The 26065-nt window shown below is 69.3% G+C and carries 21 protein-coding genes; 8 read left to right on the top strand and 13 right to left on the bottom strand.

Annotation, left to right across the window (positions count from 1 at the left end):
* Nucleotides 1-149 precede the first annotated feature (149 nt).
* The 3 genes from OG883_RS13755 (at nucleotide 150) to OG883_RS13765 (ending at nucleotide 8308) form a co-directional block, all read left to right on the top strand.
* Complete coding sequence (locus tag OG883_RS13755) at nucleotides 150-1049, top strand: YihY/virulence factor BrkB family protein (RefSeq protein ID WP_266539763.1); 900 nt, start codon at nucleotides 150-152, stop codon at nucleotides 1047-1049.
* Nucleotides 1050-1287: 238 nt separating this feature from the next.
* Nucleotides 1288-5592 (top strand): HAMP domain-containing protein, encoded by a 4305-nt coding sequence (locus OG883_RS13760; protein WP_266539765.1) that lies wholly within the window; start codon nucleotides 1288-1290, stop codon nucleotides 5590-5592.
* A 316-nt stretch (nucleotides 5593-5908) separates the two neighbouring features.
* Nucleotides 5909-8308 (top strand): SpoIIE family protein phosphatase, encoded by a 2400-nt coding sequence (locus OG883_RS13765; protein WP_266541521.1) that lies wholly within the window; start codon nucleotides 5909-5911, stop codon nucleotides 8306-8308.
* 63 nt (nucleotides 8309-8371) lie between these two features.
* Here OG883_RS13765 and OG883_RS13770 read toward each other — a convergent pair whose 3' ends face one another.
* From OG883_RS13770 to OG883_RS13780, 3 genes are all read right to left on the bottom strand, one after another.
* Nucleotides 8372-8716: a DUF4326 domain-containing protein gene (locus OG883_RS13770; RefSeq protein WP_266539767.1), complete on the bottom strand. Its 345-nt coding sequence runs from the start codon at nucleotides 8714-8716 to the stop codon at nucleotides 8372-8374.
* An 18-nt stretch (nucleotides 8717-8734) separates the two neighbouring features.
* Nucleotides 8735-9286 carry a PaaI family thioesterase gene (locus tag OG883_RS13775; protein WP_266539783.1) on the bottom strand — a complete coding sequence of 184 codons (552 nt, stop codon included), beginning with the start codon at nucleotides 9284-9286 and terminating at the stop codon, nucleotides 8735-8737.
* A 135-nt stretch (nucleotides 9287-9421) separates the two neighbouring features.
* A complete protein-coding gene (locus OG883_RS13780; protein ID WP_266539785.1) occupies nucleotides 9422-9721 on the bottom strand; it encodes a putative quinol monooxygenase in 300 nt (99 codons plus the stop codon).
* 211 nt (nucleotides 9722-9932) lie between these two features.
* Here OG883_RS13780 and OG883_RS13785 point away from each other — a divergent pair, with 211 nt between their 5' ends.
* On the top strand, nucleotides 9933-10892 hold the full coding sequence (locus tag OG883_RS13785) for a GlxA family transcriptional regulator (RefSeq protein ID WP_266539787.1): 960 nt from the start codon (nucleotides 9933-9935) through the stop codon (nucleotides 10890-10892).
* A 216-nt stretch (nucleotides 10893-11108) separates the two neighbouring features.
* Here OG883_RS13785 and OG883_RS13790 read toward each other — a convergent pair whose 3' ends face one another.
* Nucleotides 11109-11246: a hypothetical protein gene (locus tag OG883_RS13790; protein ID WP_266539789.1), complete on the bottom strand. Its 138-nt coding sequence runs from the start codon at nucleotides 11244-11246 to the stop codon at nucleotides 11109-11111.
* An 836-nt stretch (nucleotides 11247-12082) separates the two neighbouring features.
* Between OG883_RS13790 and OG883_RS13795 the strand changes: the two genes are divergently transcribed.
* Entirely contained in the window at nucleotides 12083-15895 is a 3813-nt protein-coding gene (locus tag OG883_RS13795) for a helix-turn-helix domain-containing protein (RefSeq protein ID WP_266539791.1), read from the top strand.
* 71 nt (nucleotides 15896-15966) lie between these two features.
* Here OG883_RS13795 and OG883_RS13800 read toward each other — a convergent pair whose 3' ends face one another.
* The 7 genes from OG883_RS13800 to OG883_RS13830 form a co-directional block, all read right to left on the bottom strand.
* Nucleotides 15967-16347, bottom strand: coding sequence for a hypothetical protein (locus tag OG883_RS13800; RefSeq protein ID WP_266539793.1), 381 nt, complete (start codon nucleotides 16345-16347; stop codon nucleotides 15967-15969).
* Nucleotides 16344-16931, bottom strand: a complete 588-nt coding sequence (locus OG883_RS13805; RefSeq protein ID WP_266539795.1) for a TetR/AcrR family transcriptional regulator — start codon at nucleotides 16929-16931, stop codon at nucleotides 16344-16346. The genes OG883_RS13800 and OG883_RS13805 overlap by 4 nt, the downstream gene beginning before the upstream one ends.
* Before the next feature lie 150 nt (nucleotides 16932-17081).
* Nucleotides 17082-17726, bottom strand: a complete 645-nt coding sequence (locus tag OG883_RS13810) for a hypothetical protein (protein ID WP_266539797.1) — start codon at nucleotides 17724-17726, stop codon at nucleotides 17082-17084.
* Between the two features lie 390 nt (nucleotides 17727-18116).
* Nucleotides 18117-19361 carry a cytochrome P450 gene (locus tag OG883_RS13815; RefSeq protein ID WP_266539799.1) on the bottom strand — a complete coding sequence of 415 codons (1245 nt, stop codon included), beginning with the start codon at nucleotides 19359-19361 and terminating at the stop codon, nucleotides 18117-18119.
* The gene (locus OG883_RS13820; RefSeq protein WP_266539801.1) at nucleotides 19358-20311 is read right to left on the bottom strand and encodes an amidohydrolase family protein; all 954 of its coding nucleotides are present in this window, start codon (nucleotides 20309-20311) and stop codon (nucleotides 19358-19360) included. Before OG883_RS13820 ends, OG883_RS13815 begins: the two co-directional genes overlap by 4 nt.
* The gene (locus tag OG883_RS13825) at nucleotides 20308-21192 is read right to left on the bottom strand and encodes an NAD(P)-dependent oxidoreductase (protein ID WP_266539803.1); all 885 of its coding nucleotides are present in this window, start codon (nucleotides 21190-21192) and stop codon (nucleotides 20308-20310) included. The genes OG883_RS13820 and OG883_RS13825 overlap by 4 nt, the downstream gene beginning before the upstream one ends.
* Nucleotides 21189-21527, bottom strand: coding sequence for an antibiotic biosynthesis monooxygenase (locus tag OG883_RS13830; protein ID WP_266539805.1), 339 nt, complete (start codon nucleotides 21525-21527; stop codon nucleotides 21189-21191). Before OG883_RS13830 ends, OG883_RS13825 begins: the two co-directional genes overlap by 4 nt.
* Before the next feature lie 341 nt (nucleotides 21528-21868).
* Between OG883_RS13830 and OG883_RS13835 the strand changes: the two genes are divergently transcribed.
* The 3 genes from OG883_RS13835 to OG883_RS13845 are packed head-to-tail and all read left to right on the top strand — an operon-like array spanning nucleotide 21869 to nucleotide 24167.
* Nucleotides 21869-22549, top strand: coding sequence for an ABC transporter permease (locus OG883_RS13835; RefSeq protein WP_266539807.1), 681 nt, complete (start codon nucleotides 21869-21871; stop codon nucleotides 22547-22549).
* Nucleotides 22546-23220: an ABC transporter permease gene (locus OG883_RS13840; RefSeq protein WP_266539809.1), complete on the top strand. Its 675-nt coding sequence runs from the start codon at nucleotides 22546-22548 to the stop codon at nucleotides 23218-23220. Before OG883_RS13835 ends, OG883_RS13840 begins: the two co-directional genes overlap by 4 nt.
* Nucleotides 23217-24167: an ABC transporter substrate-binding protein gene (locus OG883_RS13845; protein WP_266539810.1), complete on the top strand. Its 951-nt coding sequence runs from the start codon at nucleotides 23217-23219 to the stop codon at nucleotides 24165-24167. Before OG883_RS13840 ends, OG883_RS13845 begins: the two co-directional genes overlap by 4 nt.
* A gap of 75 nt (nucleotides 24168-24242) precedes the next feature.
* Here the strand turns inward: OG883_RS13845 and OG883_RS13850 are convergent, their stop codons facing one another.
* A complete protein-coding gene (locus tag OG883_RS13850) occupies nucleotides 24243-24674 on the bottom strand; it encodes a protein phosphatase (RefSeq protein ID WP_266539812.1) in 432 nt (143 codons plus the stop codon).
* Nucleotides 24675-24709: 35 nt separating this feature from the next.
* Complete coding sequence (locus OG883_RS13855) at nucleotides 24710-25873, bottom strand: ABC transporter ATP-binding protein (RefSeq protein WP_266539814.1); 1164 nt, start codon at nucleotides 25871-25873, stop codon at nucleotides 24710-24712.
* Between the last annotated feature and the right edge of the window lie 192 nt (nucleotides 25874-26065).

A 26065-nucleotide genomic window follows, 5' to 3' on the forward strand; every position in this document is an offset into this window, starting at 1 on the left:
AGGGGTGGGTACACGTCCACGAGATGACTCAAGGGCGGGGGCAGGGGCGCCGCAGCCCTCACGTAGGCTGCCGACACGCATTCCACATTTCAGTGGGCCCGCTCATTGGCCGTCGATGGTTCGGAGGACTCTGCGTCGCGGGAGACAGCATGCACGGTGAACAGACAACGCCCTTCGGCCTGTCGCAGAGCCCAGCTGCCGTTCCACGCGGCCTGCCGCCCTGGGGCGATGTGCTCAGCGCGTTGCGCCGTACGCCCGGGGCCGTATGGACCGATGACCTCACCGACTGGGCTGCCGCTCTGACGTACTACGCCGTGCTGGCCCTCTTTCCGACCTTGCTCGTCACGGTGTCCTTGATCGGGATCGCGGATGCCTCACAGACCGGGACACTCATCGAGCGGCTGGCCGCCATCGTGCCGGCCACGTCGCGCCCGGTTGTGGAGAGCACGCTGCAGGACATGGCAGGCCGCCACTCGGCCGCATGGTTCCTCGCCGTCGCCGCAACGGGTGGCGCTGTGTGGTCCGCGTCCAGCTATCTCGCTGTGTTCCGCCGGGCTCTGCACGCGATGCACGACGTACGAGACCGTGGTTCCGTATGGCGTACGGCGCCACGGATCGTACTCACCTCGTGCGTACTGCTGGGGGTCCTGGTCTCCAGCGCGCTGGTGCTCGTGCTCAGTGGCCGGCTGGCCGAGTCCCTCGGTCAGGCACTGGGGGTAGGCGGCGCGGCAGCCGCCGCATGGGACGTCATGAAGTGGCCGATCCTGCTCTGCCTGGTGGCCACGATGGTTCTCGTGCTGTTCCGCTCGGGCCCGGCCCAGACGCGCGGGGTACGACGCAGGGCGCTCGGCGGCGTCCTCGCCGTTCTCCTCTGGCTCATCTCCTCCGCGGGATTCGCCCTGTACACGTCCCACGTCGGCACATACGACCGCCTGTACGGGTCTCTTGCAGGGGTCATCGTCTTCCTGCTCTGGCTCTGGGTGTCCAATCTCGCACTGCTGGTCGGCGCGCAATTCAACGCGGAACTCGCCAAGGTCACTTCGCGCTGAACGGGTACGGCCGTCCGTGCGAGTGAGGTCAAGTCCTTTCACTCCCGTCGGTGGCCGGTGTTGCGCCGGGCATTGTTTCCCCGGCAAGCCGCGGCGGGGTACTCTGCCTCGTATTTTGTCGCACGACAACAGTCTGGGAACGAGACCGTGAGGCGTGGAGACGGCGGCCCCGCCGGAAGGGCCGTGGCAGTGTCATGTCCTTTGACGGGAATCCGGATGAGCGTAACGAGGGTGGGTCATGGCTGATACGACAGTCGAGAACTCGCGTCCCGTACAGCGGACTCGGGCGCGCGGTACCGGCAAGGTGGGGGAGCCGGAGCTGCGGCAGCTGCTGGCCGGGCTCACGGCGGTGCGCGACGGGGACTTCGGTACGCGCCTGCCGGACGAGGCGGACGGCCTGCTCGGCGAGATCGCCACCGTGTTCAACGGCATGGTCGATCAGCTGTCGCTGTTCACCTCCGAGGTGACCCGCGTCGCCCGTGAGGTCGGCACCGAAGGAACACTGGGCGGGCAGGCGGAGGTTCCGGGCGTTTCCGGCACCTGGGCGGACCTCACCGACTCCGTGAACGCGATGGCGGGCAACCTCACCACCCAGGTCCGCGACATCGCGCATGTGGCCACCGCGGTGGCCCGGGGTGATCTGTCGCAGAAGATCGACGTCGATGCGCGGGGCGAGATCCTGGAGCTGAAGGAGACCATCAACACGATGGTCGATCAGCTGTCGGCGTTTGCCGACGAGGTGACGCGTGTGGCCCGTGAGGTCGGTACGGAAGGGCGCCTCGGCGGTCAGGCCGACGTCAAGGGCGTCTCCGGCACCTGGCGTGACCTCACTGACTCCGTGAACTTCATGGCGGGCAACCTGACCGCGCAGGTGCGCTCCATCGCGCATGTGGCCACCGCGGTGGCCCGGGGTGATCTGTCGCAGAAGATCGACGTCGATGCGCGGGGCGAGATCCTGGAGCTGAAGGAGACCATCAACACGATGGTCGATCAGCTGTCGGCGTTTGCCGACGAGGTGACGCGTGTGGCCCGTGAGGTCGGTACGGAAGGGCGCCTCGGCGGTCAGGCCGACGTCAAGGGCGTCTCCGGCACGTGGAAGGACCTCACCGAGTCGGTCAACGTCATGGGGGACAATCTGACCGCCCAGGTGCGCTCCATCGCCCAGGTCACGACGGCCGTCGCGCAGGGGGACCTCACCCAGAAGATCCGCGTGGACGCCCGCGGCGAGATTCTGGAGCTGAAGGAGACCATCAACACGATGGTCGACCAGCTGTCCGCGTTCGCCGACGAAGTCACCCGCGTCGCCCGCGAAGTAGGCACCGAGGGCAATCTCGGCGGGCAAGCGACCGTACGGGGCGCCTCCGGCACGTGGAAGGACCTCACCGACAACGTCAACGTGATGGCCTCCAACCTCACCGGCCAGGTGCGCTCCATCGCCCAGGTGGCCACCGCCGTGGCGCGCGGTGATCTGTCGCAGAAGATCACGGTCGAGGCCAAGGGCGAGGTCGCCGCGCTCGCCGAGGTCATCAACACGATGGTGGACACCCTGTCCGCATTCGCCGACGAGGTGACCCGCGTGGCGCGCGAGGTCGGCACCGAAGGCCGGCTCGGTGGCCAGGCCCGCGTACCGAACGTCGCCGGCACCTGGAAGGACCTCACCGACAACGTCAACTCCATGGCGAACAACCTGACCGGGCAGGTCCGTAACATCGCCCTGGTCACCACCGCCGTCGCCAACGGAGACCTGTCCAAGAAGATCGACGTCGACGCCCGCGGCGAGATTCTGGAACTGAAGACGACCATCAACACGATGGTCGACCAGCTGTCCTCCTTCGCGGCCGAGGTCACCCGCGTGGCCCGCGAGGTGGGCAGCGAAGGCCGGCTCGGCGGGCAGGCCGAGGTCGAAGGCGTCTCCGGCACCTGGAAGCGCCTCACCGAGAACGTCAACGAGCTGGCCGGCAACCTCACCCGGCAGGTGCGGGCCATCGCCGAAGTCGCCAGCGCCGTCGCCGAGGGCGATCTGACGCGGTCGATCACCGTCGACGCTTCCGGCGAGGTCGCCGAGCTGAAGGACAACATCAACTCGATGGTCGGCTCCCTGCGCGAAACGACGCGGGCCAACCAGGAACAGGACTGGCTGAAGTCCAACCTCGCGCGGATCTCCGGGCTGATGCAGGGTCATCGCGACCTGGCCGCTGTCGCCGAGCTCGTCATGGACGAGCTCACCCCGCTGGTCTCCGCTCAGTACGGCGCGTTCTACCTCGCGGAGGAGACCCCGGACGGCACCGAGCTCAGGCTCGTCGGCTCGTACGGACGCCCCGCCGACTCCGGCCATGATCGCTTCAAGCTGGGCGAATCCCTGGTCGGCCAGGCAGCGCGCAGTCGCCGCACCATCGCCGCCGACGGGGTGCCCGGCGACTACGTGAGCATCTCCTGCGGACTCGGCCGGACGACACCGGGAAGCCTGATCGTGCTGCCGATCGTCGTCGACGACCAGGTCCTCGGCGTCATCGAGCTCGCCTCCTTCACCTCCTTCACCGCCGTCCACCGGGCCTTCCTCGACCAGCTCATGGAGATGGTGGGCGTCAACGTCAACACCATCGTCGCCAACGCCCGCACCGACGAGCTGCTCGACGAATCGCAGCGGCTCGCCGGTGAACTCCAGTCACGTTCCGAGGAACTGCAGGTCCAGCAGGACGAACTCCAGCGCTCCAACGCGGAACTGGAGGAGAAGGCCGCCCTGCTGGCCTCCCAGAACCACGACATCGAAACCAAGAACCTGGAGATCGAACAGGCCCGGCAGGAACTGGAGGACCGTGCTCAGCAGCTCTCGCTGGCGTCGACGTACAAGTCCGAGTTCCTGGCCAACATGAGCCATGAACTCCGTACCCCGCTCAACAGCCTGCTGATTCTGGCTCAGTTGCTGGCCCAGAACCCGACCCGTAATCTCACCGCCAAGCAGGTCGAGTACGCGGGCATCATCCACTCGGCAGGATCCGATCTGCTCCAGCTGATCAACGACATCCTCGACCTGTCGAAGGTCGAGGCCGGAAAGATGGACATCAATCCGGAGCGCGTCTCGCTGCGGCAGCTTCTCGACTACGTCGAGGCGACCTTCCGCCCCATGACCACGCAGAAGAGTCTCGCCTTCACGATCACCACCGCACCCGGCGTACCGGTCGACCTGCTGACCGACGATTCCCGGCTTCGGCAGGTCCTGCGGAACCTGATCTCCAACGCCGTCAAGTTCACCGAACGCGGCAGCGTGGAGCTGTACATCGAACCGGCCGCCGACGGCGAGCTGCCGGGCCCGGTCCACCGCGGCGGTGCCATCGTGGCGTTCCGTGTCAAGGACACCGGCATCGGTATCGCCGAGCAGCAGCTCGAGGTCATCTTCGGTGCCTTCCAGCAGGCGGACGGCACCACCAGCCGCAAGTACGGGGGCACGGGACTGGGTCTGTCCATCAGCCGCGAGATCGCGCATCTGCTCGGCGGTGCCCTCACCGCCGAGAGCGCGCCCGGCAAGGGAAGTACCTTCACTCTCTATCTGCCCGTCGCACGCGCCGACTTCCAGGAGCGGACGGCCGACGACCCGGCCGGCTCTGGCGAGGCCGGCGAGGCTGCGGAGGTACCCGACAGGGTGCGGCGGGCTCTGGCCACCGCGGCCCCGCAGCCACGGCAGCCGCGCCGACTGCTGGTGATAGAGGAGCGCCCGCGCGGGCTGCTGTCCCTCGTCGCCGAGAGCGCGGTGGCCGAACTCACCGGCGGTCACGATTTCACCGACCGGGAGGACATCGAGGTCATCGCGGCGCTCGGACCGCAGGAAGCCGCCGGCGCTCTCGCCGCCCAGCCGTTCCACTGCGTGGTGCTCGAGCTCGACATGGCCAACAGCGAGGCCCTGCACTTCCTCGACGCGATGGACGGCGATGCCGCTCTGCGGACCGTCCCCGTCCTCGCACACAACAATCGCCGCCTGGACGCGGCGCATGAGCAGGCACTCCAGTCGCGTGCCCGTCGGCGGCCGCTGGAGCTGCTCTCCAGCCTGGACGAACTCCGCGAACGGATCGCGCTGCACCTCTCCGCCGAGCAGCCGGGGGACGTGGTGCCCCTGGTACGCGACGAGGAAACCCGTCAGCAGACCCCTCAGACCATCGACGACAGTCTCCACGGCCGTACCGTGCTCGTCGTCGACGACGATGCCCGTAACCTCTACGCCCTCAGCGGCATCCTGGAACTCCACGGCATCCAGGTCCTGCACGCGGAGAACGGCCGGAAGGGTATCGAGACACTCGCCGAGCACCCGGACATCGACTTGATCCTCATGGACGTGATGATGCCCGAGATGGACGGCTACACAGCGACCTCGGAGATCCGCCGGATGCCCGCGCACGCCGACCTGCCCATCATCACGGTCACCGCGAAGGCGATGCCCGGAGACCGGGAGAAGAGCCTTGCCTCCGGCGCCAGCGACTACGTCACCAAGCCGGTGGACGCCAACGACCTCATCGCCGGCGTCCGCCGATGGCTGAAGGACACCCCCTAGCCCGAGGACGGAATCCGCAGACCGTCCCCAGGTATTCGTACGACGATCCCGCGACATGCAGACACCCCGCCGAGGAGTCACCAGCACCATGAGTACTCCTGAACCCTTCCCCGACCCCCTCGCGGACGACGCACCGCCGAGACCCGAGCCCGGCCGGGAGCAGGACCTGTCCGCGGCCTCGGTGACCCACACCGCAGAGGCCGCTCGGCACATGCCCGTCGAGCCGCCGACGACCGGCCTCGTGCCTACGGTCGGGGCATTCGAACGGCCCCGCGATCTGCCGTCCCCACCCCTGGCGGCGGGGGGCACGGAGGGCATGACCAGCTCCGCCGTCCCTCCGGAACGGGGCCCGGCCCCGGCGGAGCCCTCGCCGGAGCAGACGTCCACCGTCGGTCGCCTGGCGGCCACGGTGGAACGGCTGCGCGGAGAGGTACAGGCGGCGCACGCCGCGGCCGACGGGCGCGCCCTGATCGAACTCGCCAAAGGCGTCATGATCGAGCGGCTCCAATGCGGTCCGGCACAGGCGGCACGGCAACTCGCCGAACTCGCGGACCAGGCCGGCCTGTCACAGCTCGAGCTGGCAGCGGACATCATCAACCAGGCCGCCCGCGACCAAGTGGCCGAAGCAGCAGGTGACTTCGTCCTGCGGGCAAACGGCGACGCCAAGCCCGAAGGAGAGGCCGCTTCGTCCGTCGCGGTGCGCCTGCGCACCGCGGAAAGCGCCGCGCTGGCCGCCGGCGACACTCAGGCCGTCGCCGAATCTCTGCTCGAACATGCGCTGACCCCGTTGGGAGCGACGGCCGTCGCCGTCTGGACCGCAGGCTCGGACGCCTCTCTCACCCTCTGTGGCCACGCGGGATTCAGCGCCGACGAGGCGGGACGCTGGCGGTACGTACCGCCCGGTGTGGCAACCGTCGCCCGCCAGGCCCTCAGCGAGCGCCGCACCGTGCGGATCTCCTCCCTCGCCGCGGCCGGCGTGCCCTCCATCGGGCATACGCAGAGCCCGGACGGCGGCCGTATCGCCCTGCCCGCCGGAACCGGCGGCCGCATACACGGCGTTCTGGAGATCTGCTGGCCCCAGCCGCTCGCTCCGCAGTCCCCGGCCGTCGTCCGCCAGATCGAAGCCCTGGCCGAGCTGTGCGCCCACACACTCGAAAGCCTCCCCGCCTCCGGCGTGTATCTCCCGGCCACACGGGAACCGGCCGACGTCTCCGAACTGGTGGACCTGTCCGACGGGCTGTACGACCCCGCGCTGGTCCTCACCCCGCACCTCGACGCGGAAGGCCACCTCACCGACTTCCGCATCCGTCACGCCAACAGCCGCTTCCTGGACCCGGCCGGACGCCCCCGCAGCGCCGTCAACGGGGCCTTGCTGCTGGAGGCCTACCCCATGGCCGCCGGCGACAGCGACCTCTTCGAGAAGACCGAACGCGTCTACGCCACCGGTGAACCCTTCCGCGCTCAGCGGATGACGCTGACCGCGCTCGTCGACCAGGTGCCGCTCGCGTCCGTCGCCGATCTCAGCATCAGCCGGCACGGCGGCAGCGTGCTGCTCATCTGGCGCATCGAGGACGAGACCGCCCGGCTCGCCAGCCTGCTCCAAAACGCGCAGCGCCTCGGCCGTATCGGCGGCTTCGAGGAGAACCTCGTAACGGGTGAGATCACCTGGAACGGGCAGCTCTTCGGCCTGTACGGACGTGCGGTCACCGACACCCCCGTGTCCCTGCAGGATCTCGCCGGTCACGCACACCCCGACGACGCCGTCGCCATCGGCCGCTTCCTCCAGGCAGTGCTTCACCACCGGCGTCCCCATTCGACGGCCTTCCGCCTTCAGCGTCCCGACGGAGTCACCCGCCACATCCGGGTCATCGCCGAACCCGTCCTCGACGCCGACGACCGGCTCCTCGCGGTGCGCGGCGCGTACCAGGACATCTCCTCCCAGCACTGGACCGAGGTGGCGCTCGCCGCCACCCGCGACCAACTCGCGCACACCGAACAGGAGTCGGCCGAGCGCAACCGCATGGCGCTGCAACTCCAGCACGCCATCATGCCGCCGACCCGGGGCCCCCTCGACGCCCCCGGCCTGCAGATCGCCGTACGGTACCGGCCGGCGGAGTCGGAGTCCCTGGTGGGCGGCGACTGGTACGACGCCGTCGTCCTGCCCTCCAAGCGGATCCTGCTCTGCGTCGGGGACATCGCCGGCCACGGCGTGGAGGCGGCAACCGGCATGGTGGTTCTGCGCAACGCCCTGCGCGGTCTCGCCATCACCGGCGCGGGCCCCGGCCAGCTGCTGTCGTGGCTGAACATCGTGGCGCATCACCTCACCGAACAGGTCACCGCCACCGCCGTCTGCGGCCTGTACGACCCCGACACCCGCATCCTGCGCTGGGCCAGGGCAGGCCACCTGCCTCCGGTCCTGGTGCGCGGAAGTGGGGCCACCACCCTGCCTCTGCTCGGCGGACTGCTCCTGGGTGCCCTGGCGGAGGCCGAGTACGAAGAGGCCGAGGTCCAACTCGAGCCGAACGACACCTTGCTGATGTACACCGACGGCCTCGTCGAACGCAGGGACACTTCCGTCCACGAGTCCCTCACCCAACTGCTCGCCACAGCACAGGCACCCGCACCCACCCTCGAGCGCCGACTCGACCGCCTGCTCACCCACAGCAAGTCGGACACCGATGACGACACCTGCCTCATCGGCATTCAGGTGTCCTGAACGGTCGCCTCGGGGCGGGAAAATGCCGGTCGGACGGGGTGGGGGCTTCACCGCGGCGGCGGTTCACTCCGGATCGGTGCCAGCTCCGGAGTCGGTGCCCGCCCCCGAGTCCGCCAGTTGCGCGATCACCTGGGCGTGGCACGCCTCCGGGACGCACCAGCAGCCGAGCCGGTGCCCACGGAGCTCCGGAAGCAGGGGGAGGAGGTCCGGGCGGCCGAGGAGATGTTCCCGGTACCGCTCCATGACCTCTTCCCGGCTGCCGTCGCGACCGGGACGGAAGGGGCTCGCCAGCGGGGAGGCACTCAGGTCCCAGCCGCCCCGGTGCATGGCCCGGCCGACGTAGACCACATCCGCGAACTCGGGATCGTTCCGGTGGCCCTTGAGATTGACGACCGTGGTCCTGGTCATGTCCTCAATCCTCCCCCCTCACCCGGCGCCCGGCAGGGCGAAGACCGCGCAGGTAGTGGTGCCGTGTGCGTACAGCTTGCCGTCCACGGCCCCGACGACCCGGGCCTCCGCCGTCGCGGTCGTGCGGCCCACATGGATGGCCGTGCCCTCGCAGCGCAGTGTCGGGGTGTTGCCGTACACCGGGCGTACCAGATTCACCCCCAGTTGCACGGTGGCGTAGGCCCGCCCGGCAGGCAGGGCGCTCATGACCGAGGTGCCGAGTGCCGAATCGAGCATCGTGGCCATGAAGCCGCCGTGGACGGTGCCCATGGGGTTGAACAGATGCTCGCCGGGATCGCCTTCGAAGACGGCCCGGCCCTCGTCGACCTCGACGAGCCGGAAGCCGAGCGTGCCGCAGATCGGTGCCGACGGCAGACGGCCGTCCAGGCCCATACGGATCAGCTCGATCCCCGAGCGGTCGCCGGCGTCGGCGTAGCTGGTCGGTGGTGCCCAGGTGTGGGTGCGCGAGCGCGCCGCGGGGGTGTCGGTTTCGGTGTGCTGGACCGTGGGCTGCGCCATGGTGCGTTCCATCCCTCTGACTCGTTGGATGTCATGTGCCGGGTACAGCGAACCCAAAGTGCCAGGCGCTCTTTTGCAGTGTCGCCTGCGACTCTTTGCATACCGTTCCCGTCATGCCGGACGCGTCCGGCACCGCGTTTCACCGGGTCAGGGAAGCTTGACCGCCAGGATGTCCACGGGGCGGATGTCCGGTGCGGAGCTGAGCATCGTCTCCGCGGCCTCCATCAGTGCCGCGGCGATCCTGCCCTGCAGGTGGGCGGTGCGGCCCTCCTCGTCCTGGAAGGTGTCGAACACCCCGAAGGTGGTGGCGTTCTCGCGGAACGCGAACCAGGTGACGGTGTGCTCCTCCTCCTTGGCGAGCCGCAGCGCATCGCGCAGCATGTCCCCGACCTTCTCTGCGTACTCGGGCTTGGCTTCGATCCTGGCCAACAGGCCGATCTTCGTCATGACGTACTCCGCTTCTCGGTGTTCGTGCCGGTGGTCGCCCGGTGGTCGTCCCGGTGGTCGTCCCGGTGTCGACGGGCCGGTCCGGTGGGCCGGTCTCGATCTGCCGCGCGTCCGTGTCCGTGTGGTGTGATCCGGACATCTGAAAGAAGCCTACGGCGGCGAACGATCGTGCCCCAGTGTCGTAAACGACGAGTCGGATACTGTTTCCGCCATGGATGTAGCTGTACTCGCCTACGACGGTGTGTTCGACTCCGGGCTCGCGGCGATCCTCGATGTACTCCAAGGGGCCAACGCCATGCGCGGGGAGCTGCCTCAGCCGCCGCCCGCCTGGGAGGTCACGACCGTAGGTTTCCACCGCCGGATCCGCACCGGCGCCGGACATGTGGTCGCCACCGCGCCCGTCTCGGAGGCAAGGGGGGCGGACCTGCTGCTCGTACCGGCCCTCGCCGAGCGGCGGCCCGAGGCACTGATCGACCATGTTTCGGGTCCCGGCTCCGCAGCCGTGCGGCGTCTGGTGGCCGATGCGCGGGAGCGGCAGACGCCTGTCGCCTCGGCCTGTACGGGCACTTTCCTGCTGGCCGAGTCCGGGGTGCTGGACGGACGGCGGGCGACCACGAGCTGGTGGCTCGCGCCGGTGTTCCGCATGCGCTATCCGGCGGTGACGGTCGACGAGACCAGGATGGTGACCACATCGGACGGCGTGACGACGGCCGGCGCGGCCTTCGGGCATGTCGACCTCGCCCTCGCGATCGTCCGGATGAGCAGCCCCGCCCTCGCCGATCTCGTCGCCCGCTATCTGGTGGTGGACGAGCGACCGTCCCAGTCGGCGTACACCATCCCGAGCGCGCTCGCCCAGAGCGATCCGACCGTGGCGGCCTTCGAGCGGTGGGCGCGACTGCATCTGGACGAGCCGATCAGTATCGGGCAGGCGGCGCAGGCGCTCGGCGTCAGCGAGCGCACCCTTCAGCGGGCCGTGCAGCGCGCACTCGGTACCTCACCCATCCGCTTCGTTCAGGACCTGCGGATCGAACAGGCCTCCCACCTGCTGCGGACCACGGACCTCTCACTGGAGGCCATCGCCCGCAGGGTCGGCTACGAACACGCCAACACCCTGCGCATCCTGTTGAGGGAACGCACCGGGAGCACGGCCGGAGCTTTGCGCCGCCGCTGACGTCGCATCACCCAGTGCGGCATACATGACGTGGGTGCGTTCGCCCAGCAGGGCGAGGAGTTGGAGTTCAGGCGTGTGGGCTCGCCACTGCTCGATGGCATCGGCGGGTTGACATCCGGAGTGCCGCCGACCGGGCGGGTATACGGCGGTGTGCCCGATCGGCCGACGTGCGCGTTCCTCCTCGCTGCGCTGTCCCCAGTGCCCGGCTCCGGTCGGCTATCGGCCCTGCAGCCACCAGGCGATTCCGGCGATGACAGCCGAGCCGGCTGCGGTGGCGATGCCGCGGACCAGACCGAACATGGCCGTGTGGCCGAGCTGCCGGACGGTTTGCCTGGTGTTCCTTTTGTTCGTCATCGTGATCCTTTTGGCGAGACGGTGTCCGGTTCGGTGCCAAATGCGCCGGACCATGAGCGAGTGGAGCTGGTGCAATCCGAAGTAGCGGCCACAGCAGGCGTGTTGCCCTTACGCTCCTGCTCGACAGCCCGGCCGGCGGATACCGCAGCGGAGGGGCCGGTTGCGCGAGGGGGAAATGGTGCCGGCGCGTGACCTTGTTCATTTCGACCAGCTGGGAACCTTCGAGGAGGGGCCGATGCCGCTCGCACCAAGGCGGCCGAGCGGAATTCACGGCGGGAGACGACGCGGGCGCTGGAGACGGCCCCGTACCGTCCGGCTCCGGGCACGTGATGGATCGGCACCCGGCTTCTGGCCGAGTGGGGGAGGGGCCCGACGGGCCCTATGGGGACACTGTCCCGGACTGTGCCGGCTGACACGCCCCACTCGTGCCGCCCTTGTGTCTCCGGGCTGGTTGACCGGTTGTCCCGGTGCGCTGCTGACCCGCCTTGAGCGCCGATGCGGCTCGCGGTTGCACCGGACAGTGAGGGAAACCGCGGGCGGTGCGAGTCGGCTGTGGGTGCTGCTGGATGGCCCCTCCGCCCACCAGCCCCGCGTCTGGGGGAGGACCTTCCTCACGGATTTCAGCGCGTGGGCGGCGAACTCCCGTACTTCCACCATCGCTCTCTCCGTCCTTTTCGGAACCTCGGATCACAACGGCGGCCAGCGTGCGCCGCAGAAGCGGCCGAGATCACCAGCGACGGCCGACCCCGGACCTGCCTGCCAAAGGTGCAGGTCAACGGACGGTCGGCAGCCATCAGCGCCGGATTCCGCCGGACACCGGACTCACGGGGAGGGACATGAGCGACGCTGCAGGCGGGGGTGACGCGGTCGAGGCGCAGCGGCACCGACTGGGGAAGCGGCTACGTGCTCTGCGCATCGAGGTCGGCCTGACCCAGACCGGTCTGGCCGGAAACATCGCCTCGGCCAACTCAACGATCTCCGATCTCGAGAACGGCAAGGGAAGGAATGCACCCGACCGCGGTCTGTTCGAGAGGTACGTCAGCGCCTGCCTGGCCGAGTCGGAGGCGGGCAAGGCCGTGAAGCAAGAACGGTGGGCGAGCCTGCTGGGGGACTACAAGGTGCTGCAGCTGTTGCTGGAGCATGCGCAGGATCACGGCGGTGGTCTCGCCGACCCGGCACCTGGTCATCTCGATGGCCGATGCCCCTACCCCGGCCTGCACTCCTTCACCGAGGACACAGCCGAATGGTTCTTCGGCCGCGGCACGCAAATCCAGGAACTGGTCAGGCTGCTGAACAAGCGCATCGGCGGCGGACCGCCCTTGTTCCTGATCGGCGCCTCGGGCGCCGGCAAGTCATCCCTGCTGAACGCTGGTTTGGCCCCCCTGTTACGCCTGGGACGTCTGTCGGCGGACGATTCGGCTCCCGCGGCGGTGGTACGGCTCACGCCGGGGGCGCATCCGCTGGAGGCGCTGCGCGCCCAGCTGGAGAGATCGAAGGGCAGGACCAGTGGCCGCTGGGTGCTGATCGTGGATCAGTTCGAGGAGACCTTTACCCAGTGCACGGACAGCGACGAGCGTCAGGCCTTCGTGGCCGCGCTCGTCGAGCAGGCATCCGGAGACAGGAGCCGCCGACCGGTCCCGGTCGTTGTGGCGGTGCGCGCCGACTTTTTCCACCGCTGCATTGCCGTGCCCGGACTGGCCGGATTGGTGAACAAGGGAAACATCGTGCTCGGACCGATGACCGAGCCCGATCTGCGCCAGGCGATCACTGGTCCGGCGCGCGCGGCACAGCTGGAACTGGAGCCGGGGCTGGTGGAGATGCTGCTGCGCGACCTGGGTGTGCGTGGCGGGGGTTATGACGCGGGCGCGCTGCCGCTGCTGGCGCACGCGCTGCAGGCCACCTGGGCCCAAGGCGACGGCCGTCGCATGACACTGGCTGGCTATCACGCCTCCGGAGGCATCCAGAACGCGGTGGCCAACACGGCTCAGGGGGTATACGACTCCCTGGATCGGGACGAGAAGCAAGCAGCGCGACGCATGCTGCTCCGCCTGGTCGCGGTGGACGACGGCGGTGAGGCCGTGCGGCGCCGGGTTTGCGAAGACGAGCTGGCACACGAGGGGGGTCCTGCCCGTGTCGCCCTGCAACGCCTGATCGAGGAACGTCTGGTCACCGCGGATGACGGGGTCGTGCAGATCACCCACGAAGCACTCGTACGAGCCTGGGCCCAGCTGCGGGAGTGGTTGGCCGAAGATCGTGACTGGCTGCGTGTGCACCGCGCCCTGACCGTAGCCGCCGAAGCCTGGCAGGCCCTGCAACGTGATCCAGGCAGCCTGTATCGGGGACACCGGCTGGCCCAGGCCACAGAGATGGCGGCCGGACGCCGAGCCGACCTCAATCCGCTGGAGCGCGAGTTCTTGGAGGACAGCGTCGCGGCGGCGCAGGCTGAGATCAGGAGGGCGGAAGCCGAGGCCGCAGCCACCGGTCGCCGAAACGAACGGCTTCGGCGTCTCACGGCAGCCCTCGCACTGTTGGTGGTGGCGTCACTGGTTGCCACAGCTGTCGCGGTGTGGCAGTGGCAGGCCGCTGAGGGACAGCGCAGGACGGCCGACCGGAAGAGCCGGATAGCCGCCGCGAGCAGTCTTGCCGCACAGTCCCGCGCGGTCCTGGGCACCCAGCCCGACCTCGCGAACCTTCTCGCCCTCGCCGGACTCCGCCAGGCAGCCATCGCTCCGACCCACGCGAGTGCACAAGCTGCCCTGTCGACCCCCGTGCATCCGGCTCGGCCGCTCGTCGGTCACACCGGGGAGGTCATCGCGGTGACGTTCAGCCCGGATGGGCACACCGTGGCTACGGGCAGCAAGGACGGGACCGCCCGACTCTGGGCCGGCGGGAGCCACCGAGTGGCCACCACTCTGCCCGGTCGGAGCGGCGAAGTCACTGCGGTGTCGTTCAGTCCGGACGGGAAGTTGTTGGCCGCGGGGTCTGCCGATGGCACCGCCCGGCTCTGGGACATCCGTACCGGCCGCACAGCCGCCATCCTGCGAGGCCATTCGCGCGGAGTGTACGCGGTGTCGTTCAGTCCCGACGGAAGGTCGTTGGCCACGGGATCTGCCGATGCCACCGCCCGGCTCTGGGACACCCGTACCGGACGAACAACCGCCACCCTGGCCGGTCACACCGGCAAAGTGAGTGCGGTGGCGTTCAGTCCCGACGGCGGGAGGCTGTTGACCGGCAGTTGGGACGACACCGCCCAGCTGTGGGATCTGGGCACCCGTAGGGCAGTTGGCACCTTGACGGGTCACACGGGCGAGGTGTACGGGGTGGCGTTCAGTCCGGACGGGAAGTCGTTGGCCACGGGGTCCGCCGATGGCACCGTCCGACTCTGGGACACCAGTACCCGGCGGGGCATCGCAACTCTGCGAGGGCACACCCGCGTAGTGAGTGCGGTGGCGTTCAGTCCCGACGGCGGGATGCTGTTGACCGGCAGTTGGGACGACACCGCCCGGCTGTGGGATCTGGGCACCCGTAGGGCAGTTGGCACCTTGACGGGTCACACGGGCGAGGTGAACGGGGTGGCGTTCAGTCCGGACGGGAAGTCGTTGGCCACGGGCTCCGCCGATGGCACCGCCCGGCTCTGGGGCACCCGTACCCGGCAGGCGACCACGACGCTGACCGGTCACAGCGGATACCTCGATGCGGTGGCGTTCAGCCCCGACGGCCGCATGCTTGCAACCGGGAGCAGGGACGGGACCGCCCGACTATGGGATCTCCGCACCCACCGAACGACCGCGACCATTGGCGGCCGGGCCGGCTACGTACTCGCGGTGGCATTCAGCCCCGACGGCCACACGCTTGCAACCGGCAACAAGGACGGAACCGCCCGACTATGGGACACCCGCACGCACCAGCTCATCGCTGCGCTGCGCGGGCACAGCGGCGCGGTGGCCGGGGTGTCGTTCAGTCCGGACGGCAGGACGTTGGCGTCCGCCTCCACCGACGGGACCGCCCGCCTCTGGGGCACCCGCACCCGCCGGCTCATCGCTACGCTGCGCGGGCACAGCGGCTGGGTGAGCGCGGTGTCGTTCAGTCCGGACGGCAGGACGTTGGCGTCCGCCTCCACCGACGGGACCGCCCGCCTCTGGGGCACCCGCACGCACCAGCTCATCGCTACCTTCAACAGCAGAACCGGATACATGAGCGCAGTGGTGTTCAGCCCGAACGGGAAGACCTTGGCCACTGCTCCCACCGATGGCACCGCCCAGTTGTGGGACGTCGCCACCCACAGGGCCATCGCCACCCTCACGGGCCATACCAACGAGGTGACCGCGGTGGCATTCAGCCCCGACGGAAACACCATCGCGACAAGCAGCAGGGACGGCACGGCACGCCTGTGGGCCAGCAGCAGCGGCGACCCGATCGCTACCCTGACGGGCCACACCGGATGGGTAGCCGCAGCGGTGTTCAGCCCCGACGGCAAGACCCTCGCTACTGCATCCTGGGACCGCACCGCCCGGCTCACCCCCGTACCGGGCGTGTGGGCTCACGAACTATGCCGCGGAGCGGGCCGCAACCTGACTCACGACGAGTGGAACTTCTACGTCGGCGACGACCGTTACCAGCGTCTGTGCCCGAACTTCCCCTCCGGTTGAGGATCAGTCCCGTGGGCAGGGCACCGCCGCTGTATCCGTAACAACACCGCGGGAATCCGACCGCGCTGGTGCTATGCGGTGCCCGCCGCTGTCAGGAGCGCGACCGGCAGGAGCAGGATCCACTGCGGCAGCCGGAGCAGGGGCCTGGGCCAGCCGGCCGACAGCGTGACGGCCAGGAAGACCGCCGCGTACGCGAGGAAGTGCGCGGCCACGAACCACGCGACCAGGCCAGTCCCTGACGTACCGTCCGCCAGAGCGAGGTAGACCAAGGCGGCTGCGGAGAGCACCAGGTCCGCGGTGACCATGTGCCATACGGCGTGCATGACTCTCCTGGGTTCGTCTGCGAGTCCACTGGACAGCAGCGGGCGTACCACGTCCCGGTGCCCGCCGGCGATGTGCACCGCGGCCACGCCGAATGCGGTGATGCCCGCTGCGAGAAGCCAGCCGTTCATCGGATCTCGATTCCTTTGGCAACGACAGCAGCCAGCCGGCCGGCCAACTGCGGGGTGGGGTGCTCTCCCACCAGTCCGACATGGAAGAACACCGCTCCTGCCAGCGTGTCCAGGACCAGGTCCACCGGTGTGCCGGCGGCGATCTCCCCGCGCAGCACGGCGCGTTCGAAGACAATCAGCAGCCGTTCCTTCGACGGGGCGAGGAAGTCGCTACGGATGCGCGCCTTCAGGGCCGGATCGGCGGCGAAGTCGGCGAGCAGTCCCGGGAGCGCCGCTGCGGAGGCAGGCGCATGGAACTCCTCGACCAGGCCCCGCAGCAGGGCGGTCAGGTCCCCGGTGAGCGTTCCCGTGTCCGGTATCGGAGCGTGGTCGGTGGTCGTGAACACGGCCTCGAAGACCAGCTCCGGCTTGCCCGACCATCGTCGGTAGATCGTGTCCTTGCCGACACCGGCCCGCGCCGCCACGGCCCCGATCGACGTCGCGGCGTAGCCGGCCTCGGCCACCAGCTCCGCGGTCGCGCTGATGATCGCCTCGTGCGAGCGGGGGTCCCTGGGGCGCCCCCTGGAGGGAGGAGAAGAGTGCATGGCAATTACTTTACGGGTCGACCCGTTTGGTTAACAAGAGTTGCGGTTGGCCGCGTGCCCGGCACGTGACCCCACCGCCTTCCGGTCGGATCGCCACACGCCAGCGCCGGGGGCGACAAGGCGGCCGGCCGAGGGAACCTGTTCGAATGCTCAGGGCCTGCGCAGGGGGAGCTGCCAGTACGTCGGCGAATGGCCGTCGGCGATGCGCAGTTCGGAGCGCAGGTACGGCGTGCCGACGGGGACGTAGACCTCCATCGTGACCGTGGTGCGCTCGCCCGGGGCGAGGCGGTCCGGGAACCACGGTTCCTGTGGGCGGCCGATGCCCCACGCGCCGCGTGCCATCGCACCGTTGGGGAGCGTCATCTCCTCGTCGATGCCGTTTTGGACGAGTTCGACGGTTCTGCTGCCGTCGTTGGCGTAGGTGACGGTGTAGGAGTACATGGCGTCTCCCGGCCGGTACCCGGGGTCGTCGGTGATGGCAGTGACGCGGCGGGGTACGCCCACGGTCACCCGTACGTCGTCCTCGTACCGCTGCGGGTCTCCGGCCGCCACTGGGCTGCCAGGACCGGTGTAGGGGCCGGCCAGTTCGTAGTACGGGGCGGAAGCCCTGGTGTGTTCCAGGGACCACAGCATGAAGGCGAACCAGCAGACAACCGCGAGGACCATGGCGAGGACCGCCGCCAGGACGGCCTTGACGACGCGTGAGGCGGCGCGCGCCGGGTCGCGCGGCAGCCAGGACCGCGGCGCGGCGGGGGCCGGGACGGAGGTGGAGGAACGGGCGTTGCCACTGTGCATGGGGGCACGCTATGCCTCGTCTCCAGTGGAGACATCGGTACGGAAACGCGGAGGCGGGTGGGTGCGGGTACTCAGGGAATCAGCCAGTGGTGAGAGCGGCAGGACGACCCCGTCCGCGCTTTCGCGTGGAACGTGCTTCCTGGCGGTCAACGCCACCGGTCTGCTGCCACCACGGCCGGCAGCGGACCGGTGGCGTTCGCCGTGATCTGGTTCCGGCACCGCCGGCGAACGCAGCAGGGCTATGAGAGAGGACCCACACCCGTTGCACGGGGGTGTGGGTCCTCCTGCCCAGGGCTTGGCACGACGGGGTACCGACTCCGACCTGCGTACCGGCCGAAGCACCACCGGATTCTGGGCAACGGGATGAGGATGCCGCCCCCCCGCTGTCGGTCACGGCATAGCAGGATCGAGCACGACGGGCAGTTCCGCGAGGCCGCGGAAGGCCGGGAACGGAACCTCCATCCAAGGCGCCTCACGTGCGGGGTCGGCCAGAGCCATCCTTGGGAAACGGCTGAACAGACCGGTGAGAGCGAGTTGCATCTCCAGTCTGGCCAGAGGCGCTCCCAGGCAGTAGTGAATGCCCTGCCCGAACCCCAGATGGGCACTTTGCGCGTTGTCCGGTCGCGTCACGTCGAACTGGTCCGGGGAGTCGAACTTCAGCGGGTCCCGGTTGGCCGAGGCGAGCGCGATCTGAACCAGAGCGCCCTTCGGAATCCGCGTCCCGGCGATGTCCACATCCTCGGTCGCGAAACGGAACGTCGCGCTCTCCACCGAGCCGTCGTAGCGCAGCACCTCCTCAACCGCCTGTCCGACCAGCTCCGGGTTCCGCTGCACGGCGCGAAGCTGCGAAGGATGGGCGAGGAGATGGTAGACCGCGTTGCCGATGAGGTAGGCAGTCGTCTTGTGACCCGCGAACATCAGCAGAAACGCTGTCGAGGTCAGCTCGTTCCGGGACAGCCCGCCGTCCTTGTCCCGGACTTCGGTGAGCGCGCTGAGCAGGTCATCACCCGGGTGGCTGCGCTTACGCGCGAGGAGATCCTCGAAGTACGCGTGCAGGCTCTCCTCGGCCTTCTGGTGGGCCTGCTTGGCTTCCTTGCTGAACCCGGTGTTCGCCACCGTGGTGGACCAGCCCTGCACCTCCGACCGCTCTTCCGGCGGCACGCCGAGCAGTTCACAGATCACGGTGATCGGCAGCGGAAACGCGAACGCGGGCAGCAGGTCGACGGGTTCCTGCGTCGCGAATCCGTCCATCAGGGTCTCGACGATGTCCTGGATCTGCGGCCGCAGGGATTCCACCCGGCGCGGAGTGAACTGGGAGTTGACCAGCTTGCGTAGCCGGGTGTGCTTGGGCGGGTCGGAGTTGAGCATGTGATCGTCCAGTGCGACGGACGAGTCACCGAAGATCCTTCGGTAGGCGTCCATGGCCCCGTACATGTCCTTGCTCAACCGGGGATCCGACAGGGCGGCCCGCGCGTCCTCGTACCGGGTGATCAGGTACGTGTCGATGCCGTGCGGCGGCCGCATGGGGCAGACGGGCGCCGCATCCCGCAGGTAGGCGTAGACAGGGTAGGGGTTCCGTCGGAACTCGGGGGTGCACCGCGAGGCTGCGGCGACGGGGTCTTCCAGTGTGGTCACGGACGGCTCCTCAGGTCGAAGAGGGCCTCGGCGTTGCCACCGAGAATGAGCTGCTGAGACGCTTTGTCGACAGGCAGCTTCTCGATCATGCGCAGGAACTCCTCCAGCGGCGCGGACATCGGCGGCGAGTCGGTGCCGAACAGCATCCGCTCCGGCCCCAGCACCTCCGCGTTGAGGCTCAGGTGCGCCGTGCTGAACGGGCTGGTGTCGACATACATGCGCCGAAGCGCCGCGCCCGGGTCGGCCGCCGGCGGGGCGGGGGGCGCCGCGGGCGCGCCCCCGCCCCAGTGCCGGGGGCGCGCCGCCGTCTGCAGGCGTTCCGGCAGCAGAGCCATCGCGCCGCCGCCGGTGGCACCGATCAGTCGCAGGCCGGGATACTTGTCCAGCCATCCCGCGAACGCGATCATGGCCATGCTCATGGTGATGTCGCCGAACCGTCCGATCTGCTCGACGAAGCCGACGTCGTCGACCCGCTCCGTGCCGATCGGTTCGGCAGGGGCGTGCACCAGGACCGGCACTTCCATCTCGGCGGCCAGCGCGAAGAAGGAGTCGGCTCGCGGAGAGCCGAGCAGCTCGCCGTGGACACTGGAGGTGGTGATCAGGCCGACGAAGGCGGGATCTGCCAGCGTCTCCCGGACTCCTTCCAGGTGATCGTCGTCCCCGAACGGGTTGGCGTACACATACCCGCGCAACTGGTCCGGGAAGGAGGCGATCAGGCCCGACATCCAGGCGTGGAAGCCTCGCAGCCGGTCTCGTGGTTGCGCGTAGTTGTCGACGCCCGGGACTCGCGCCATCGCCCCGGCGCCCACCGGGCTGCCGATGATGGTGAGGTCGATCCCGGCCTGAGCGCGGGCGGCGAGCATTCCGTCGACGTCGGTCAGGCTGGGAGGCATGGGGAAGCGTTGGGCGGCCTCCGGTGGGGACAGATGCCCGTGGATGTCGATGATCATGTGGCGGTTCCCCGCTTCGGCGTGAGTGCGTGGGCGACCGCGACACAGTCCTCGTCGCCGAATCCCTGCTCGGTGGCGCGGAGGTGGGTCTCCGCGGCTGCCGCGGCGAGCGGAAGCCGCAGCCCGGCCGCCGCGGCCTGGTCCGCGACAAGCTTGAGATCCTTGGCCATCAGGCGGAGCCGGAAGTCGGGCTTGTCGAAGCGCCCGACAGCCAGGCGTTTCGACTTGAACGACATGACCGGCGAGGCGAAGCCGCTGCCCGCGATCGTGCTGAGGACGAGCTTCGGGTCGAGGCCGGTGCCGGCCGCCAACTCGACGGCTTCGGCCAGCGCCTGTACCTCTATTCCCATCAGCAGGTTGAGGAGCAGCTTCATCCGCATGCCGGAACCGAGTTCGCCGAGGTGGACGACCTGCTTGCCGAGCAGTTCGAGCAGCGGCCGCCCCGCGGTGAAGACCCGCTCCTCGCCGCCGACGAACAGCCGCAGCTCGCCGTTGCGGGCGTGCTCGTTGTTGCCCAGCATGCCGACGTCCAGAACGGAGGACACGCTCCCGGCGAGGCGCACGACCTCGTCGGGGGCGACGGTGCTGGCGCACACCAGGGCGCCGGGGTACGGGCCTCCGGAAAGGACCCCGTTTGGTCCCCGCAGCACAGCGCCGAGGGCTTCGCCGTCGGCCACGGTGCAGATGGCAGCGCTCGTACCCTCGACGGCATCGGCCGGGTGGGCTGCGGCGAAGGCGCCGGCCTTGGCGAGCGGACCGGTCCGCTCCGCGGTGCGGTTCCAGACCCGGACCTGAACGCCCTGGTCGAGGAGGCGGGTGGCCAGACCGGTGCCCATCGTGCCGAGACCGAGGACGGCGACAGGCCCGCTGGGGCGCGTCATGCCTTCACCCCAACGGTCTCCTGTATGACCCGGTAGCGCAGCGACTGGGTCTCCTCGACCCACTCGCGCAGCGGAGCCACCAGTTCGCGGTGGTCCTCGCCCTGCTGCCAGGCGAAGAAGTGCTCGGGCGTCTCCCACTCGCTGGTGATCACCCACTGCCGGGAGTCGTCGATGGGCTCTCCCAGCCGGTCGATGATGTGCCCGGGCACGCGGGAGACGGACTTCCGAATCCGCTCGTACATGGCCAGAAACCCTTGCTCGCCACCCTCGATGACGCGAACCGCGTACACCACGGACAGCTTGTCGGCCGATTGGCCCTTCGGAACAGCGCTCATGTCTCCTCCTGGGGGTGAGATCTGGTAGAGCACGACTCCCACCGACTCATGGCTCCCGTGGCCATGCAACTCCGACGGGGGGACAGCCCAATGGAGACAAGGGCTCTCCCGCGGTTGCTAGCCCGTACGGGTGACAATTGAAGTGCCCCTTTCGGAGGGGATTCTGGGTGCCTCGCGCCCCATCACCGAGGACTCGCCTGCTCCTTGAGATCCGGCTCCGCGCCGAGGCCGGCAGTTCGCTTCCCGGCCTCCGCGTCCGCCCTGGGCGGCCGGTTCCGCATGGGCCCTCGAACAGGCGAGCAGAACGCGCGGGCGTCCCCCGGCCGGGCTGCAATGGACAGGTGACTGCGCCCCCCGACGACTGCCTCGCGCGCAATGAATGGATCTGTGGTGAGTACCTCTCCACCCGCAGCGAGATCCTCCTGGACGCGGTCCTCCAGCACCTCCAGCTCACCCTCGTCGCCGTCCTCATCGGCGTCGTGCTCGCCGTCCCCTTCGCCGTCGCAGCCCGCCGCTGGAACTGGGCCGCAGGTCCCGTACTCGGCCTGACGACGATCCTCTACACGGTCCCGTCGCTCGCGATGTTCTCCCTGCTCCTGCCGGTGTACGGACTCTCCGCCTCACTCGTCGTCGCCGGCCTCGTCCTCTACTCGCTCACCCTGCTCGTACGGAACATCCTCGCCGGGCTGCGCGCGGTGCCCGAGGAGACCCGGCAGGCCGCACGCGGCATGGGATACGGACCGATCCGGCTGCTGCTCGCCGTCGAGCTGCCGCTCGCGCTGCCCGCCGCCATGGCCGGGCTGCGCATCGCCACGGTCTCCGCCATCTCGCTGGTCACCATCGGCGCGATCGTGGGTTTCGGCGGTCTCGGCAATCTCATCTACTCCGGTATGAACACCTACTTCAAGGCCCAGGTGCTCACCGCGTCCGTACTCTGCGTGATCATCGCCGTCGTCGCCGACCTGCTGCTCCTGCTGATCCAGCGGCTGCTCACCCCGTGGACGAGAGGGCAGAACGCATGAACACGCTCTCGTCCGCCTGGGACTGGCTTACCAGCGCCGCCAACTGGTCGGGTGCCAACGGCATCTGGAACCGTCTCGGCGAACATCTCTTCCTCACCGTCGTCTGCCTCGCCCTGAGCTGCCTGATCGCGCTGCCGGTCGCACTCGTCCTCGGGCACCTCGGCAAGGGCGGCGCGCTCGCGGTCAATATCTCCAACGTCGGCCGTGCCGTGCCCACTTTCGCCGTCCTCGTTCTGCTGCTGCTCAGTCCCATCGGTTCGTACGGCTCGTGGCCCACGATCATCGCGCTGGTGCTCTTCGCCGTCCCGCCGCTGCTGACCAACGCGTACGTGGGGATGCGCGGCGTCGACCAGGACGTCGTACGCGCCGCCCGCGGTATGGGAATGACCGGCTCGCAGATGCTGCTGCGGGTGGAAGTGCCCCTCGCCCTGCCGCTGATCCTCACCGGCGTGCGGATCGCCGCCGTACAGCTGGTGGCCACCGCGACCATCGCCGCGCTCGCGGGCGGCGGCGGACTCGGCCGCATCATCACGGCGGGATTCAATCTCGCCTCCACCCCCCAGGTGGTTGCGGGAGCGGCCCTCGTGGCGGCCTTCGCGCTGATCGTGGAGACGCTGTTCGTGGTGGCGCAGCGGCTGTCCCCCGAGTGGGCGAGGGGGACAGCCGGATGAGTCCGCGGCGGGCGCTCGTGGCCGCCGCTCTGCTGGTCGTCCCCGCCTGCACCACCGGGCCTTCCCTGGAGACGCAGGGCGAGGTGACCGTGCCGCCCGGTGACAGCAGGCATCTGACGATCGGCTCCGCAGGCTTCACCGAGAGCGATCTGCTGGCGCAGATGTACGCACATCTCCTCGACGAGGCCGGATATCACACGGAGATCCTGTCCGTCACCAACCGCGAGATCTACGAACCCGCGCTGGAGAGCGGCCAGATCGACGTGGTGCCGGAGTACGCCGCGACGTTCGCGGACTGGCTCAACGCCAAGGCCAATGGCCCCGAAGCGAAAACGGTCGGCTCGCCCGACCTGACCGCGACGATGACGGCGCTGCGGGGGCTCGCCACCCCGCGCGGCCTCACCGTGCTCGACGCCGGGAAGGCCGTCGACCAGAACGCCTTCGCCGTCCCCCGGGCCTTCGCCGAGCGGCACCGGCTCAAGACCTTGAGCGACCTGGGCAGGTCCCGACTGCCCGTACGGCTCGCGGCGGGCGACGAGTGTGTCCAACGTCCGTACTGCGAACCGGGGCTGAAGAAGACCTACGGCATCGACATCACCGGCGTCGACCCCAAGGGGGTGGGCACCACACAGGCCAAACAGGCTGTCCAGAGCGGCCAGGACCAGATGGTTCTGACCACGACCACCGACGCGACGCTCGATGAATACGGCCTGGTCCTGCTCGCCGACGACAAACACCTGCAGAACGCCGACTACATCGTGCCGGTCGTCAACCGGGCCAGGGCGGGCAGCGCAGGGGCGACGCGTGCGCTGGGCCGGCTCAACACCGTACTGACGACCACGGATCTGGCGTCCCTCAACGAGCAGGTGGACAGCTGGCGGCGGCTGCCCAAGGACGTCGCCAGGAACTATCTGGAGTCCAAGAAGCTGCTCGGCACGTCCGGCTGAGGGGCAGTCGGCTCAGGGACAGCCGACCGAGGAACAGTCGGCTCAGGGACAGCCGACCGAGGAACATTCGGCCGCTCAGCCGGTGAAGCGACGCACATAGCGCCGCTGCCACGGGGTTTCGACGGCCCGAGGGGCGTAGTGCCGGCGCACGTAGTCGACCGCCTTCTCCGCCGGCACTCCGTCGAGAACGGCCAGGCAGGCGAGGGCCGTTCCGGTCCGGCCGCGACCGCCGCCGCAGGCGATCTCGACACGTTCGACGCCGGCACGTGCCCATGCCTCGCCGAGAATCTCCTGGGCGTGTGCGTGGTTGCCGGGGAGCCAGAAGTCCGGCCAGCGCAGCCAGCGGGCCTCCCAGGGGACTTCGGGGGGCTGTTTGGCAAGCAGGTGGACGGCGTAGGTGGGTGTCGGTCCGGCCGGAAGCGGCCGGCGGAGCGCACGGCCGCGGACCAGGCGCCCGGAGGGGAGCCGCAGGACACCGGCGTCGGTCGAATTCCAGCTCTCGGTCACGTGCCCACCGTACCCAGTGCCTGGGGCGCACACCGCTACGCGTCCGCCACCGAATCGAACTCCACCTCGTCGCGCGCGACACCCTGCGCGTCCGCGTCCACCGAGCGGCGCAGCGCCTCGTGCAGCTTCGCCGGGGTCAGCACGCCGAGGAAGCGCTCCTCGTCCAGCACCGCCACCCACCCCGCGTCGTGCTGCAGCATCTCGCTGAACGCCTGCTTCAGCGGCGAACCCACCGGCACCCAGGCCTCCATCCGACGGGCCAGATCGCCGACCGTTCCCTGCTCGCCGGCGATCGAGAGGGCGTCCGCGGAGACCCAGCCGTGCAGCTCGCCCTCGGCGCCCAGCACCACGGCCCAGCGCGCGCCCTCGGTACGCAGCCGGGCCGCGGCCGTCCTGGCCGTCTCGTCCAGGCGGGCGACCGGCGGTTCCTCCAGGTCGTCCACCTCGACCGTGGTGACCGAGAGCCGCTTCAGTCCGCGGTCCGCGCCCACGAACTGCGCCACGTACGGAGTGGCGGGTGTGCCGAGGACCGCCGCCGGGGTGTCGAACTGCTCGATCCTGCCCTGCCCGTAGACCGCGATACGGTCACCCATCCGCACCGCCTCCTCGATGTCATGGGTGACCAGCAGCACCGTCTTGCGGACCGTCGCCTGCAGACTCAGGAACTCGTTCTGCAGGCGCTCACGCACCACCGGGTCGACCGCGCCGAACGGCTCGTCCATCAGCAGCACCGGGGGGTCGGCCGCCAGCGCCCGCGCCACTCCCACCCGCTGGCGCTGTCCCCCGGAGAGCTGTGCCGGATAGCGGGAGCCGTACGTCTTCGGGTCGAGCCCCACCAGATCGAGCAGCTCGGCGGCCCGCTTGCGCGCCTTCGCCTTCTTCCAGCCGACCAGGGAGGGGACGGTCGCGGTGTTGTCGAGGACCGTACGGTGCGGAAAGAGCCCGACCTGCTGGATGACGTAGCCGATCCGGCGGCGCAGTTTGACCGGGTCGACGGTGGAGATGTCCTCGCCCTCGACGAGGATGCGGCCCGAGGTGGGCTCGATCAGCCGGTTGACCATCATCATCGTGGTCGTCTTGCCGCAGCCGGAGGGGCCGACGAGGGTGACCAGTTCGCCTTCCGCGACCTCGAAGGACAGGCCGTCGACGGCGGTCGTCCCGTCCGGGTAGACCTTGCTGACCTGCTCGAACCGGATCATGCCCTCACGCTAGGAGCGGCCGGGCGGCGGCGCACACGGGCCACGACTGTACGAGTCACGAGTCACGTGGCACGCCCCCCGGCACGTCCCCGACGAGTGGCATCAGTGACAGAGTCGCAGGAGGCGTCACGGGCGGCGTCAGGCGAGTCGCCGGGCTCCCGCGCTTGCCGGTCCGTGACCGGATCACAAGCG

Origin of the sequence: Streptomyces sp. NBC_01142 (genome assembly GCF_026341125.1) — a bacterium.
GTDB lineage: Bacteria > Actinomycetota > Actinomycetes > Streptomycetales > Streptomycetaceae > Streptomyces.

Excerpts from the sequence above, each read along its gene's own strand:
- OG883_RS13755 (WP_266539763.1), top strand. The coding sequence starts at position 150 with ATGCACGGTGAACAGACAACGCCCTTCGGCCTGTCGCAGAGCCCAGCT.
- OG883_RS13760 (WP_266539765.1), top strand. The coding sequence starts at position 1,288 with ATGGCTGATACGACAGTCGAGAACTCGCGTCCCGTACAGCGGACTCGG.
- OG883_RS13765 (WP_266541521.1), top strand. The coding sequence starts at position 5,909 with ATGACCAGCTCCGCCGTCCCTCCGGAACGGGGCCCGGCCCCGGCGGAG.
- OG883_RS13770 (WP_266539767.1), bottom strand. The coding sequence starts at position 8,716 with ATGACCAGGACCACGGTCGTCAATCTCAAGGGCCACCGGAACGATCCC.
- OG883_RS13775 (WP_266539783.1), bottom strand. The coding sequence starts at position 9,286 with ATGGAACGCACCATGGCGCAGCCCACGGTCCAGCACACCGAAACCGAC.
- OG883_RS13780 (WP_266539785.1), bottom strand. The coding sequence starts at position 9,721 with ATGACGAAGATCGGCCTGTTGGCCAGGATCGAAGCCAAGCCCGAGTAC.
- OG883_RS13785 (WP_266539787.1), top strand. The coding sequence starts at position 9,933 with ATGGATGTAGCTGTACTCGCCTACGACGGTGTGTTCGACTCCGGGCTC.
- OG883_RS13790 (WP_266539789.1), bottom strand. The coding sequence starts at position 11,246 with ATGACGAACAAAAGGAACACCAGGCAAACCGTCCGGCAGCTCGGCCAC.
- OG883_RS13795 (WP_266539791.1), top strand. The coding sequence starts at position 12,083 with ATGAGCGACGCTGCAGGCGGGGGTGACGCGGTCGAGGCGCAGCGGCAC.
- OG883_RS13800 (WP_266539793.1), bottom strand. The coding sequence starts at position 16,347 with ATGAACGGCTGGCTTCTCGCAGCGGGCATCACCGCATTCGGCGTGGCC.
- OG883_RS13805 (WP_266539795.1), bottom strand. The coding sequence starts at position 16,931 with ATGCACTCTTCTCCTCCCTCCAGGGGGCGCCCCAGGGACCCCCGCTCG.
- OG883_RS13810 (WP_266539797.1), bottom strand. The coding sequence starts at position 17,726 with ATGCACAGTGGCAACGCCCGTTCCTCCACCTCCGTCCCGGCCCCCGCC.
- OG883_RS13820 (WP_266539801.1), bottom strand. The coding sequence starts at position 20,311 with ATGATCATCGACATCCACGGGCATCTGTCCCCACCGGAGGCCGCCCAA.
- OG883_RS13825 (WP_266539803.1), bottom strand. The coding sequence starts at position 21,192 with ATGACGCGCCCCAGCGGGCCTGTCGCCGTCCTCGGTCTCGGCACGATG.
- OG883_RS13830 (WP_266539805.1), bottom strand. The coding sequence starts at position 21,527 with ATGAGCGCTGTTCCGAAGGGCCAATCGGCCGACAAGCTGTCCGTGGTG.
- OG883_RS13840 (WP_266539809.1), top strand. The coding sequence starts at position 22,546 with ATGAACACGCTCTCGTCCGCCTGGGACTGGCTTACCAGCGCCGCCAAC.
- OG883_RS13845 (WP_266539810.1), top strand. The coding sequence starts at position 23,217 with ATGAGTCCGCGGCGGGCGCTCGTGGCCGCCGCTCTGCTGGTCGTCCCC.
- OG883_RS13855 (WP_266539814.1), bottom strand. The coding sequence starts at position 25,873 with ATGATCCGGTTCGAGCAGGTCAGCAAGGTCTACCCGGACGGGACGACC.